Origin of the sequence: Sphingomonas sp. PP-CE-3A-406, assembly GCF_003688625.1 — a bacterium.
GTDB lineage: Bacteria > Pseudomonadota > Alphaproteobacteria > Sphingomonadales > Sphingomonadaceae > Sphingomonas.
On record NZ_RCWY01000003.1, the window covers coordinates 348,844 to 362,374 of the forward strand.

Sequence of the window (13,531 nt, forward strand, 5' to 3'; positions counted from 1 at the left end):
CTAAGCCGAGACTGGGTCACGCGGAACACGAGCGAACGCATTTGCATCGGCCGCCGATCGCCTCGATATGCGAGGTTGCGCGGGCAAACAAGCCGAAGCGCGGTTGCGACCTGAAGGACGACGGATTGGGCTGGTTCGGAAGACTGCTCGGCGAGAAGCCGGACGAGGCGATGCCGCTGTATAATGCGGTGGTCGGTCGGGCGCGCGCGGAACACTGGTATGTCGAGGGCGCGGTGCCGGACACGGTCGACGGCCGCTTCGACATGATTGCGACGTTGCTGGCGATCGTGATGCTGCGGCTCGAGACGGAGCCGGCGGGTGGCGAACCCGCGGCACGTCTGGCCGAGCGGTTCGTCGACGACATGGACGGGCAGTTGCGGGAAATCGGGATCGGCGACATCATCGTCGGCAAGCATATCGGCAAGATGATGAGCATGCTTGGCGGTCGTCTCGGTGCATACCGGGAGGGACTGGCTGCGGGCGATATCGCGCCGGCCTTGGTGCGCAACCTGTACCGCGGCGCTGCGCCGGACGATGCCGCACTCGCGCATGTCCGCGAGTCGGTGATGGCGTTTCATGCCGGGCTGGCGGCGACGCCGTTACCGAACCTGTTATCTGGAGAATTGCCGTGAAGCCCGAGTTCAGCCGCCCCGAACGCCTCGACACGATCGGCGAACGCGAGCGGATCGTCGAGATCGCCGCGACGGAGGATGAGCGCGCGACGCTGGCGAAGCGGTTCGCGCTGCTCTCGATCACGCGTCTCGACGCGCGATTGGGGATCAAGCGCACGGAGAGCGGTATCGTCGTTAAGGGGCGCGTGACGGGCGCGGCGGTGCAGGCATGCTCGGTCACCGACGAACCGCTCGATACGAAGATCGATGAGCCGGTCGCGCTGCTGTTCGTCGATCAGCTGGTTTCGGAGGGCGACGAGGTCGAACTGTCCGACGATGCGCTTGATACGGTCGCGATCGAGGGTGGTACGATTGATCTGGGCGAGGCCGCGGCGGATACACTGGCGCTGTCGATCGATCCGTTTCCAAGGGGACCGAATGCGGCTGCGGCGCTGGCGGCGGCGGGAGTGATCAGCGAGGACGAGTTCCGTCCGGCGAATGCGTTCTCGGATTTGAAGGCTAGGATGGCGGGAAAGAGCTGATCAGGCCTGCGTCTTGGCTTGGTGATGATTAGCCTACCCAGACATGCGCACCACCCCGGCGAAGGCCGGGGCCCAATTGGAAAGGTGGTCGTAACGGCGGTCCACGCTACTTCACCATCCAAGCCCAATTGGGCCCCGGCCTTCGCCGGGGTGGTGGCTTACTCGAGTGGCGCGTGTCTGGCGGCGCGCTGCATCTCTCTTGTTCTCCCGCGAAGGCGGGAGTCCAGTCTGTCTCCCCGCCTTCGCGGGGAGACAATGCTTTAGTCCGCGTCGGGGCCTAAAGTCGGATCGAGATCGCGGGGACGGATGAAGCGAGTCAGGCGGGCGGTGCCGGTTGCGATGCTCGCCCACTCCCCGTCGAACTGAAGCTCCGCAATGCTCGCCGTCGGATACTTGTCCTCCACCGCATCGCGCAACGGATCGGTCCCATCCGCGACCAGCATCAGGACGAGATCCTCCAACCCAGGATTATGCCCGACCAGCAGCGCGCTCTCCGCCTCGGCCGGAAACCCGTGGACCACATCCAGCAACGTCGCCGCCGACGCCAGGTACACCCGTCGATCCAGGTCCGGCGCGATCGTCCGGCCATAGCCCGACCCGATCTGCTCCAGCGTTTCCGACACGCGCACCGCGGGCGAGGCGATCGCATGATCGAACGCGAGACCCAGCGACCGCATATGCCGTCCGACCATCGCCGCGGCGCGCTTGCCCTTGGCGTTGAGCGGGCGGTCGAAATCGCGCGCGACCGGATCGTCCCAGCCGGACTTGGCGTGGCGCAACAGCGTCAACGTCTTCATGGCAATCCTCAAGCGGGTTCGCGGCGTTCATGCCCTACCGCAGCCCGTGAGGAAAGCCGGCTCGCGACTCGGGCCACCGCTTCTTCGAGCGTGACGCGGGCGATCGGCACACCCGGCGGGAATGCGCTGAGCAGCCGCGAGGGCATCGCGGCGGACAACATGACGAACACGCCGGAATCGTCGGCGCGACGGATCAGCCGGCCGAATGCCTGCGCCAGACGCGCGCGGACGAGCCGATCGTCATAGGCCGAACCGCCGCCCGCGAGCCTCCGCGCGGCGTGCAGAACGGAAGGCTTTGCCCAGGGCACGCCCTCCATTACCACCAGTCGCAGCGATTCGCCGGGGACGTCGACGCCGTCTCGCAGTGCATCTGTACCAAGCAGCGACGCCCCCGGATCGTCGCGGAAAATATCGACCAGCGTTCCCGTATCGATCGGATCGACATGCTGGGCGTGAAGCGGCAGGCCTTCGCGTGCGAGTCGATCGGCGATTCGGCCGTGCACGCCGCGCAGTCGCCGGATCGCGGTGAACAGGCCGAGTGTGCCGCCGCGGCTGGCGACGATCAACTGGGCATAGGCATTGGCGAGCGCGCCGATGTCGCCGCGCTTCACGTCGGTGACGATCAGCACTTCGGCCTGCCGTGTATAGTCGAACGGGCTCTTCGCCTCGAACCGGGCGGCCGGACGTAGCAGATGCGGCGCGCCGGTGCGGGCTTCGGCCACCTCCCAATCGCCGCCGCCGGTCAGCGTCGCCGAGGTGACGAGCGCACCATGCGCGGGCTTGAGGACGATCTCCGCGAACGGGCGGGTCGGGTCGAGCCAGTGGCGGTGCAGCCCGATATCGAACTCGCGCCCTTCGATCCGGTCGACCGCGAGCCAGTCGACGAAATCGCCATCGACCGGTCCACCGACGCGCGCGAGCAGCGATAGCCACGACGCCACCGTTTCCGCACGCCAACCGATCGAGGCGATCGCGCCCTCGACTCGGGCTCTGGCGGGCGCGTCCATCCAGTCGGGCGCTTCGGCGAGCACCGCTTCGAGACGACGGCCTAGCGTGACGAGCGGTCGGACGAGTCCGTCGAGCGCCGCGGCGGCGGGCGCGGCGGCCTCGATCAGCGTCGCGTCGGGTTCGGCAAGTTCGGTCTCGAGGCCGTACCCCGCGTCGCCCGGCTGCTCGGCCCGCGCGTAGGTGAGGCCACGGACGGCGGCGAGCAACGTCTCGATCGGCCCGAACGGCGCACCCTCGCCGAGCCGTTGCAGCCAGCCGTCGGACGCCAGCGCACCCGCCGCGGTCACCGCGTCGCTGATCGCTCGGGCGCCTTGCTCGTCGTAGCTAGCGAGATCGGACAGGCGGGCCGCGAGCCCCCGTCTGCGTCCGCGACCGCTCGATTCGGGGCCGAGGATCCAGCGGCGGAGTTCGATCGTCTCGGCGCCGGTCAGCGCAGTCGCGAACATCGAATCGGCGGCGTCGAAGATATGATGCCCCTCGTCGAACACGTACCGCGTCGGTCGAGTCGCGAGCTCGCGCCCTCTTGCGGCATTGACCATCACCAGCGCGTGGTTGGCGATGACGATGTCGGCATCGGACGAGGCGCGGGCAGCGCGCTCGATGAAGCATTTCCGGTAGTGCGGACAGCCGGCGTAGACGCACTCGCCGCGCCGGTCGGTCAGCGCGGTCGAGCCGTTGCGGCGGAACAGCGTCGGCAACCAGCCGGGCAGATCGCCGCCGACCATGTCGCCATCCGCGCTATACGCGGCCCAGCGCGCGACGAGGTGCGCGAGGATCGCCGCACGCCCCGCGAACCCGCCTTGCAGCGCGTCCTCGAGGTTGAGCAGGCAGAGGTAATTCTCGCGGCCCTTCCGCGTGACGACCTTGGCTTTCCGGATCGCGGCGTCGGGATACAGGCGCGCGGTTTCCTGGCCGAGCTGGCGTTGCAGCGTCTTGGTGTAGGTCGAGATCCATACCGCGCCGCCGGCCTTCTCCGCCCAAAGCGAGGCGGGCGCGAGATAGCCGAGCGTCTTGCCGATCCCGGTGCCCGCCTCGGCGAGGACGAGGTTGGGCGTGTCGCGCATCGCGCGCGGTGCGAACGCAGCAGTCGCTGCACCCGCATAGGCGCGCTGGCCGGGACGTTCCTCGGCGCCGTGGCCGGTGAGGTCGACGAGCCGCGCTTCGGCATCGCCGGGCTCGATCGTCACGGTACGCGGGGCGGGTCGCGGCGCGTGCTCCTCCCATTCGGGAAGCGACGAGAACAGCCAGCGTTCGTTGACCGCCGGCTTCTTCAGCCGCTCGGCGACGACCGGCGCCCAAGGCCAGCGCAGGCGGAACAGCGACTGCGCCGCCGTCCACGCGCCCTCGCGCTCGGGCCATTCGCTATCGGTGAGCGCCAGCATCGCCTCCGCCGCGCGGAGGAGGAACGGTGCGACCTCCGCATCCTCGGTCGGCACGTCGAGGCCGGTAACTCGCGCGATCCCCTTCGGCGTCGGCACCGCGAACTGCGCCGGGCGAAGGAACGCGTAGAGTTCGAGCAGGTCGAGCCCCGACAGGTCGGGATAGCCGAGTCGCTGCCCGACCAGTGGCGCGTTGAGCATGATGACGGGCGTATCGGCGGCGATCCGGATCGCCTCGCCTCGCCCTATAGGACGCGCGCCATCGGCGTTCGCGATCCAGATGCCGGCGTGGCTGGCGTGGAGGGCAGGATAGCGAAGCACCGCGCGACCTTGCTGCAACGAGAACGAAAGGGCAACCTTTTGTGCCGTGAACTCGCGTATTTGAAGGTGTCGCCGCTAATAAAGCGCCGCCGCCGATCATCCAAATGCAAACAAGGCCGCCGACTTCCGCCTGTTACGCAACCGACATGAAGCGCGTGCGTTGCGCCTGTATCGATACCGAACTTTATCTACATCATCATCTACACCAACAGGGACGATCATCATGCGGAAGTTTCTTATGGCGCTGAGCGCGCTCTCACTCGCAATCCCCGCCGCTGCCGTGATCCCGACGGGCAAGGCCGAAGCACGCTCGAAGCGCGAATATCGCGGGCATGACCGTCGTTACCGCGCCAAGCGTTGCCGTCATTCGAGCGGCACGACCGGCCTTGTTGCAGGCGGCGTCGGCGGTGCGGTGCTCGGCAATGCGGTCGGCGGCGGGCTGCTCGGCACGCTGGCCGGCGGTGCAGCAGGTGCACTCGGTGGCCGTGCGGTCGACCGGACGATCACCGCGAAGGATCGTTGCCGCTGAGTCGCGAGCGGCGGTGGGGGTGACGGACACGAATGCACGCGCTAGTCGCGCTGTATCATGACCGACGAACTCCGCACCGCCGCCCTCGAGTCCAAAGCCTGGCCGTACGAGGAGGCGCGCAAACTCCTCAAGCGGTATCCGAACGGCAAGTCGGGCGACCCGGTGCTGTTCGAAACGGGCTACGGACCGTCGGGCCTGCCGCATATCGGCACGTTCAACGAAGTGTTGCGCACGACGATGGTGCGCAACGCCTTCCATGCGCTGAGCGACACGCCGACGCGGCTGATCGCGTTTTCGGACGACATGGACGGTCTGCGCAAGGTTCCGGACAATGTCCCCAACGGCGACATGCTGCGTGAACATCTCGGCAAGCCGCTGACGCAGATCCCCGATCCGTTCGGCACGCATTCGAGCTTTGCCGCGCATAACAACGCGATCCTGCGCGAATTCCTCGACCGCTACGGCTTCGACTACGAGTTCGCCTCGTCGACCGAATATTACACCGGCGGGCGTTTCGACGAGGCTCTGAAGGGGGTGCTGCGGCATTTCCAGGGCATCCAGGACGTGATGCTGCCGACGCTGCGGGCTGAGCGCCGCGCGACCTATTCGCCGGTGCTGCCGATCTCGCCGACCAGTGGCATCGTGTTGCAGGTGCCGATCGAGGTGATCGATGCCGAAGCAGGGCTCATCGCGTTCGAAGATGAGGGCCAGCGGATCGAGCAGTCGGTGCTCGGCGGCAAGGCCAAGCTGCAGTGGAAGGTCGACTGGGCGATGCGCTGGGTCGCGCTCGGCGTCGATTACGAGATGGCGGGCAAGGACCTGATCGATTCGGTCACCCAGTCGTCGAAGATCGCGCGCGTGCTCGGCGGGCGACCGCCCGAGGGCTTCAACTACGAGATGTTCCTCGACGAGAATGGCGAGAAGATTTCGAAGTCGAAGGGCAATGGGCTGAGCCTCGAGCAGTGGCTGACCTATGGCCCCGAGGAATCGCTGGCCTTCTACGCGTATCGCGAGCCGAAGAAGGCCAAGTCGCTGCACATGGGCGTGATCCCGCGCGCGGTGGACGAATATTGGCAGTTCCGCGGCAATTACGCGGGCCAGGATCTGAAGCAGCAACTCGGCAATCCGGTGCATCATATTCACGACGGCAAGCTGCCGACCGGCGAACTGCCGGTGACGTTCGGGCTGTTGCTCAACCTCGTCGGCGTGATGGGCGATGCGAGCAAGGAGCAGGTCTGGGGCTATCTAGCGAACTACGTGCCGGATGCGTCGGCGGCGCAATATCCCGAGCTCGACCGTCTGATCGGCTATGCGCTGGCCTATAGCCGTGATTTCGTTGCGCCGACGCTCAAGCGGCGTGCCCCCGAGGGTGTCGAGGTCGCGGCGCTGGAGCGGCTGGACGCGGAACTCGCCGCGTTGCCGGCTGAGGCGAGCGCGGAGGATATCCAGAACATCGTCTACGAGATCGGCAAGACGGGTGGGTTCGAGAATCTGCGCGACTGGTTCAAGGCATTGTACGAGACGTTGCTCGGATCCGAGCAGGGGCCGCGGATGGGGAGCTTCATTGCGCTGTACGGCGTGGCAAACTCGCGGAAACTGATCGCCGAGGCGTTAGCGCGGTAAGGCGCGAGCTCACAAAATCCGACCACCACGACCTTAAGAAACACCACCCCGGCGGAGGCCGGGGCCCAGTTGGGGGACGTACTTAACGGGGTGCGGCGTGTCGTTATTCCGACCTTTCCAACTGGGCCCCGGCCTACGCCGGGGTGGGGCCTTCATCATGCAAGTTCGCACTCGACCTCGACAAGAAATGTAGAACATATTAGCAACAAGTCCGCCTCCCCCGATTCGGAAACCGGCATGTTTCATCGACCACTCGCGCGTCATCGCCTGTTCTTCGCGCTCCGCCCGCCACTCCCGTTAGCGCGCCAGATCACCGCTGCAGCGTCGTGGTTCGAGACCGACAGGGACAAGCTGCGCCCCGAGCATCTCCACGTCACGATCGACATCCTCGACGACCAAGACCGCGTATCGACCGCGCTGGAGCGGGACCTGAAGGCGATCGGCGATGCGGTCGAGGCAGCGCCGTTCGCGATCGAGTTCGATACCGTGGTCGGCAGCGATCGATCCATTGCGATGCGTCCCCGCCGGAAGAACGCATCCTTCGCCGCCTTGTACCAGCGGATTGCCGTAGCGCGCGAGGCGGCAGGGCTACGCGCCCGCGCTGGCTTTCGCTCGAGTGCTCACATGACGCTCGGCTACCGCGACGGCGCGCCGTTCACGCAAGACATCGCGCCGATCGGCTGGGACGTGGATGCGTTTGTGCTGGTCCACAGCCATGTCGGCCGGACTCGGCACGACGTGATCGGGCGTTGGCTGCTGAGCGGCGACGACGATCGGCAACTGGCGCTGTTCTGAGCCTTCGAATTTGCCGGACGCGCGCGATCCCGTAGGACCCCGGACGCGTTCGGTTGGTTCTTCCCTCGTGACCGCGCACCAAGGAGCAACAATGCGGCTGTTCTTCGACGACGCCCAGCGAACCCACGCCCCCGCGCGCGAACTCCACAACGGCGCGTTCACCGCCTATGCCGAGACGCCCGCGCGCATCGACGCGATCCTGCACGCGATCGGTCCGGTCGAGACGCCGGAGGACCGTGGTGAAGGACCGGTCCTCGCGGTGCACTCCCCCGCCTATGTCGCGTTCCTGAAAGACGCGGCGCGACTGTGGCGCGAAGCGGGACGCGACGGCGATGCGATCCCCTACACCTTCCCGATCCGCGGCCGCCGTCCGCTAGACCTCACCCGGATCGACGCGCTGATCGGCGCGCACAGCTTCGACGCGACCACGCCGATCACGCCCGAGACCTGGGCCGCCTCCTACGGCAGCGCGCAGTCCGCGCTCGCCGCGACCCACGCGGTCCTCGACGGTGACCGCGCGGCATTCGCGCTGTGCCGCCCGCCCGGCCATCACGCCGGCGCAGACTATTGCGGCGGATATTGCCACCTCAACACCGCCGCGATCGCCGCGCAGGCCGCGCGCGATGCCGGTGTCGCGCGCGTCGCGATCCTCGACATCGATTATCACCACGGCAACGGCACGCAGGACATCTTCTACACCCGCGGCGACGTGTTCTACGCGTCGGTCCACGCGGATCCCAAGACCGACTATCCTTTCTACTGGGGCCATGCCGACGAGACTGGAGAGGGCGAAGGAGTCGGCACCACGCGGAACCTCCCGCTTCCCCACGGCACGCAGATCGATGCCTTTCGGGCCGCGCAGACGACCGCGCTCGACGCGATCGCCACGTTCGACCCCGGCCTGCTCGTCGTCAGCTTCGGCGCGGACACGTGGGAGGGCGATCCGATCTCGCACTTCAAGTTGACCACGCCAGATTACGCGGTCCTCGCGCGCGATATCGCGGCACGCAACTGGCCTACCGTCATCGTGATGGAAGGGGGATACGCGGTCGACGCGCTAGGCCACAATGTCACGAGCTTCCTCAATGGGTTCTGACGTGCCAATTGCCTTGGGCACGCCCGCCTATCGTCGGCTGACGCTGGCGATGCTGTTTGCCGGCTTCTCGACCTTCTCACTGCTATATTCGGTTCAGCCTTTGCTGCCGCTGTTCGCTGCACAGTTCGGACTGACCGCGGAGGGTGCATCGCTCGCGGTGTCGTTGGCGACCGGGCCCTTGGCGATCGGCATATTGTTCGCCGGGTTCGTATCGGATCGCGTGGGCCGGCGCTCACTGATGATCGTGGCAATGTTTGCAGCCGGTGCGCTGACGCTGGCGGCGGCGGTCGTGCCGGGGTGGAGCGGGTTGCTCGTGTTGCGGTTCCTGACCGGCGTCGCGCTCGCGGGCGTGCCGGCGGTAGCGATGGCCTATGTTGCCGAAGAGGTCGATTCAGGCTCGGTCGGCGCGGCGATGGGGCTGTATATCGCCGGCAGTGCGCTCGGCGGCATGGCCGGGCGACTGGTCGTCAGCATCGTCGCCGATCTCGAAGGCTGGCGCTGGGCGCTCGCTGCGGTCGGCGTCGCTGGCCTCGCAATGGCGGAGGCATTCCGTCGGCTCGCGCCGTTCTCGCGCAATTTCACGCCAAGCGTCGGACGGCCGGGCGCGCTGTTGCGCAGTGCCGGCGCGCTGTTCACCGATCGCGCGATGCCACTGCTGTATCTCGAGGCGTTCCTGCTGATGGGCGTGTTCGTCACGATCTATAACTATGCAGGCTTCCGGTTGATGAGCCCGCCCTACGGCCTCAGCCAGGCGGCGGTCGGCGCAGTATTCCTGTTGTATGTTCTCGGGTCCGTCAGTTCGGCGAAGTTCGGGACGCTTGCGGGACAGCTCGGGCGGCGGAAGGTCTTCTGGATACCCGTCGTGCTGCTGATCGCCGGCGTCACGCTGACCGCGATGACGCCGCTGGCGCTGGTAATCACGGGGATCGCGGTCGTGACGATCGGCTTCTTCGGCGCGCATTCGATCGCGAGCGCCTGGGTCGGCCGCCGCGCACAGGTTGCAGGCGGTGGCGGCTCGCGTGGGCAGGCGGCGGCGTTCTACCTGTTCTTCTATTACATGGGGTCGAGCGTGCTGGGATCCGCCGGCGGGTTCGCCTGGACTCACGCCGGTTGGCCGGGGGTAACCGCGTTCTGCCTGTTGCTCGGCGTGGCGGCGTTGGTGATCGGGCTGGTGCTGCGCACGGTGCCGCCGCTGATGGTCGAGCCGCCGGTGCCGCAGCGTATGCCGGATCCTTGATCGACAGGTTCTCCCCTCCCTGGAAGAAAGGGGTTGGGGGTGGGTTGGCCAGTTTGAGCCACCGGCACTGGAATTCGCGGAACCCGACCCACCCCCGCCCCCTCCCTTCCAGGGAGGGGAGAAGAAGTCCGGCTTCGCTCAGACTTGAGAGCGGGAACCCGCTTTACCGCGACGCCACGTCGGTCGCGTCGATGGGCGGCATACCCGCCATGCTCTTAGCGACTGCTTCGACCCGTTCCATGACGCGCAGGACGTTGCCGCCGGACAGCTTCGCCATGTCGCCATCGCTCCACCCGCGCCGCGCCAGTTCGGCGAACAGCAGCGGATAGCCGTCGACACCCTTCAGGCCGATCGGCCCGGTTCCCTGGATACCGTCGAAATCGCCGCCGATCCCGACATGATCGTGACCGGCGATCGTCGCGATGTGTTCGACATGATCGGCGACGGTCGCGGCGGTAACTTGCGGCTCGGGATTCGCGGCGTCCCACGCTACCAATGGCGCAGGTGATTTGGCGCCATAGACGTTCGCCGGAACGCCGACCGACTTCGCATAGGCCAAGCGCGCGACATCCCAGGCGCGCCATGCGCCCGACAGGAACGACGGGTAGAAGTTCACCATCACCACGCCCCCGTTCGCGCCGATCGCGCGGAGCAGGTCGTCGGGGATATTCCGCGGCGCATCCGCGATCGCTCGCGCGCTGGAGTGCGAGGCGATCACCGGCGCCTTGGTCGCAGCCAGTGCCGCGGCCATCGTTGTGTCCGACACATGCGACACGTCGACGATCATCCCGATCCGGTTCATCTCCGCGACCACCTGCCGCCCGAAATCGCTCAGCCCGTTCGCACGTGGTGCGTCGGTCGAGCTGTCCGCCCAGTTCAGGCTCTTGCCGTGCGTCAGCGTCATGTACGCCACACCGAGCGCGCGATATTGGCGCAGCACCGATAGCCGCCCGTCGATCTGGTGCCCGCCCTCGACGCCGATCAGCGACGCGATCCGCCCCGCCTTCTCGATCCGACGGATATCGGCGGCGGTGGTGGCGAGTTCAAACGTCGCCGGGTTTGCCGCGACGAAGCGGCGGACGATGTCGATCTCCTCCAGCGTCATCTCGACCGCGCGCGGCGCATCGGCGGGGATGTAGACCGACCAGAACTGTCCGCCGACATGACCTTCGCGCAGGCGGGGAATGTCGGTTTGCAACGGGCTCGGCAGCCGCGTGGTGTCCACGGAAAGATCGACCGCCTCGGCCTTCGCGTCGTGCAGCTCGCGTATCTCCCAGGCGAGGTCGTTATGACCGTCGATCACCGGGCTGCGCTCCAGCACGCGCGCGACGCGCCGCGCGATCTGCGGGTCCGGCACCGAAGCCGGGCTCGACTGCGCGGCGATGAGCAGGAAGGCGGCGATCATCTCTTGGTCCCCCGTAACGGCCGTTTCATCCTGAAGGAGGTGATCGCGCGCGACAAGCCGGGTACGCGGCGCCGAACCAGAGCGAAGTGGCGGACTTGAGCACCAGATCGATCGAGATACGCGCCGGAAGCAGTGCCCGAACCAACGATACGCGCCTGTCCACTGCGATCGCGATCGCGCGGCTGATCGGGATCATGGGGATCGTCTACGTCCACGCCTGGACCGGCCGCACCGCGGAGGAGCTGGCTGCGGTAGCGTTCAGCTGGCAGGCGGTGCTGCGAACGATGCTCGGCGAAGTGTTCGGACGTAGCGCGGTGCCGCTGCTCGGGATGATTTCGGGCTGGCTGGTCGTGTCGACCGCGACGAGGCAACCGTACGGCGCGTTCCTGCGTGGCAAGGCGCGCACGATCCTGCTGCCGATGGTCTTGTGGAACGCAATCGCGCTGGTGCTGGTCGGGGCGGCGGCGACGTTCGGCGATCTGAAGGCGCCGACGCCGTCGAGTATCGGATGGACGTTGAACGAACTCGTTCCGATGGTGCATGCCGACGATATCAACGTGCAGATGCCGTTCCTGCGCGACCTGTTCGTCTGCATGATGATCGCGCCGGTTCTGGTGCGCGCGTCGAGCGCGTGGCTGGCGGTGGTCGCGCTGATTGTGATGGTGTGGAGCGTGGCCGGGGTTCACGTTCCGTTGTTGCTGCGACCGCAGATACTGCTCTTCTTTACCGCTGGGATCGCCGCGCGGCGATTTGGCGTGGCGGAGCGGGTGGCGGGGTGGCCTGTAGCCCTATGCGCGCTGCCATTCGTCGTACTGATCGCGCCGCGGCTGTGGACCGCGCTGCTCGGGAACGCGGTCTTCGATGCACATCCGCATCTGATGGCGGCATTCGATATCGTGTTTCGACTGGCGTCGGCGGTGCTGTTCTGGCGGCTCGCCTGGGGCTTGGCTGGGAGCAACGTTGCGGACCGATTGCGCGGGATCGAGCGGTACGGGTTTCTCGCATTCTGCGATCACCTGGTGCTGCTGTGGCTGTTCGGGCCGGTGATCGGATTGGCGACCGGCGCGCTGGGGGCCGGGCTGTATCCGGCATATCTGCTGGTCCAGCCGTTGCTGGTGCTCGGCGTCACGATCGCTCTGGGGCAGGTGCTGATGGCGCTCTCGCCGTCAATTGCGCGGGTGCTCAGTGGCGGCCGGCTGGGGCGGTCGGCTTCAGTTACCGCGTGACGGCGGGCCGAGCTGGTTCACCCATTCCTGGTTGTGGACGACGGTAGAGCGAACCGGGCGGCCGGCGGCGTCGAGCCAGGGGCGGTAGCGGAAGCGCAATTCGATCAGGCGGCAGGTGGTCGCATCGAGCACGCCGTTGCCGCTGGAGCGCGTGATCATGCAGTGCGTGACGCTGCCGTCGGTCTCGACGGTGTAGCGCACGCCGACGATCCCGCCCGCACCGATCACCGCCTCGGCGTTGGGGAAGTCCTTGTTTTTGAAGCGGCCCTTGAGGAGGCGGGGCGGAGTCTCGTCGCCACCATCGCCGTCGCCATTTCCGGAGCGGCCGCTGCCCGTGCCGTTCCCCTCGCCGCCTGCGCCGGCGCCGGGTCCGGGGAGGGGCGCTGCACCAGTGGTGGCGTCGCTGCCGGGGCCGGGTTTGAGTGCGGCGATGATCGGTGGGGGCGGTACGACGGGCGGGACGATCGGTTTGGGAACGACGACTTCGGTCGCCTTCGATCGGAGGTTGGCGGGTGAGGCAGCGCCTTCGGGGCGATGGCTTTTCGCGGGGCGGGGAATGATCTTTTCGGGCGGAGGTGGAGGAGGTGCCGGGCCGACGACGAATGTCTTCAGCGCGTCGGGAATAGCGGTGGGAATGCTGACGCCGAGGCCGAGGATGAGCGCGTAGCCGACGATGGCGCAGAGTAAAGCGGCGCCGGTGGCGGATATCAGGCGGTCGCGCGGGTTCGGGTGGACGCCGTACATGCAGGGTAATTGGGGAGGCGGGCGGTGGGCGGCAACTGCGCTTGAGGGCGCGCGAACGATCTCGGTACTCCGGACGTATTCGGTACGTATCCCGCTTCGATAGATGCACCTCCCCGGCGCAGGCCGGGGTCCAAGTGGAAAGGTCGATGTAACGAAGGACCGTCCGTCGTTATCGCCGTTTCCCAATTGGGCCCCGGCCTGCGCCGGGGAGGTGTCCA

12 protein-coding genes are annotated in these 13,531 nt (G+C 67.1%); 8 read left to right on the forward strand and 4 right to left on the reverse strand.

The features are described 5' to 3' along the window. The first annotated feature begins 125 nt into the window (after positions 1-125). Both C8J44_RS13640 and C8J44_RS13645 read left to right on the forward strand, forming a co-directional pair. Complete coding sequence (locus C8J44_RS13640; protein ID WP_404969213.1) at positions 126-632, forward strand: ubiquinol-cytochrome C chaperone family protein; 507 nt, start codon at positions 126-128, stop codon at positions 630-632. Beyond that, positions 629-1,153, forward strand: coding sequence for a DUF177 domain-containing protein (locus C8J44_RS13645; protein WP_121904957.1), 525 nt, complete (start codon positions 629-631; stop codon positions 1,151-1,153). The genes C8J44_RS13640 and C8J44_RS13645 overlap by 4 nt, the downstream gene beginning before the upstream one ends. Before the next feature lie 260 nt (positions 1,154-1,413). Here the strand turns inward: C8J44_RS13645 and C8J44_RS13650 are convergent, their stop codons facing one another. After that, entirely contained in the window at positions 1,414-1,950 is a 537-nt protein-coding gene (locus C8J44_RS13650; RefSeq protein WP_121904958.1) for a histidine phosphatase family protein, read from the reverse strand. Between the two features lie 8 nt (positions 1,951-1,958). After that, positions 1,959-4,658 (reverse strand): ATP-dependent DNA helicase, encoded by a 2,700-nt coding sequence (locus C8J44_RS13655; RefSeq protein WP_121905460.1) that lies wholly within the window; start codon positions 4,656-4,658, stop codon positions 1,959-1,961. A 223-nt stretch (positions 4,659-4,881) separates the two neighbouring features. Between C8J44_RS13655 and C8J44_RS13660 the strand changes: the two genes are divergently transcribed. From C8J44_RS13660 to C8J44_RS13680, 5 genes are all read left to right on the forward strand, one after another. Then, positions 4,882-5,187 carry a hypothetical protein gene (locus C8J44_RS13660; protein ID WP_056053958.1) on the forward strand — a complete coding sequence of 102 codons (306 nt, stop codon included), beginning with the start codon at positions 4,882-4,884 and terminating at the stop codon, positions 5,185-5,187. Positions 5,188-5,244: 57 nt separating this feature from the next. Then, complete coding sequence (locus C8J44_RS13665) at positions 5,245-6,810, forward strand: lysine--tRNA ligase (RefSeq protein WP_121904959.1); 1,566 nt, start codon at positions 5,245-5,247, stop codon at positions 6,808-6,810. Between the two features lie 237 nt (positions 6,811-7,047). Beyond that, the gene (locus C8J44_RS13670; RefSeq protein WP_121904960.1) at positions 7,048-7,605 is read left to right on the forward strand and encodes a 2'-5' RNA ligase family protein; all 558 of its coding nucleotides are present in this window, start codon (positions 7,048-7,050) and stop codon (positions 7,603-7,605) included. Positions 7,606-7,696: 91 nt separating this feature from the next. Then, positions 7,697-8,701, forward strand: coding sequence for a histone deacetylase family protein (locus C8J44_RS13675; protein ID WP_121904961.1), 1,005 nt, complete (start codon positions 7,697-7,699; stop codon positions 8,699-8,701). 1 nt (position 8,702) lies between these two features. Beyond that, on the forward strand, positions 8,703-9,938 hold the full coding sequence (locus C8J44_RS13680; RefSeq protein WP_259466867.1) for an MFS transporter: 1,236 nt from the start codon (positions 8,703-8,705) through the stop codon (positions 9,936-9,938). A gap of 163 nt (positions 9,939-10,101) precedes the next feature. On the opposite strand, the gene C8J44_RS13685 is transcribed toward C8J44_RS13680, so the two are convergent. Next, a complete protein-coding gene (locus tag C8J44_RS13685; RefSeq protein ID WP_121904963.1) occupies positions 10,102-11,343 on the reverse strand; it encodes a dipeptidase in 1,242 nt (413 codons plus the stop codon). A 95-nt stretch (positions 11,344-11,438) separates the two neighbouring features. Here C8J44_RS13685 and C8J44_RS13690 point away from each other — a divergent pair, with 95 nt between their 5' ends. Beyond that, positions 11,439-12,569: an acyltransferase gene (locus tag C8J44_RS13690; RefSeq protein WP_259466868.1), complete on the forward strand. Its 1,131-nt coding sequence runs from the start codon at positions 11,439-11,441 to the stop codon at positions 12,567-12,569. Here the strand turns inward: C8J44_RS13690 and C8J44_RS18870 are convergent. Further along, positions 12,555-13,313, reverse strand: coding sequence for an energy transducer TonB (locus C8J44_RS18870; RefSeq protein ID WP_121904964.1), 759 nt, complete (start codon positions 13,311-13,313; stop codon positions 12,555-12,557). The genes C8J44_RS13690 and C8J44_RS18870 overlap by 15 nt on opposite strands. Positions 13,314-13,531: the final 218 nt, after the last annotated feature.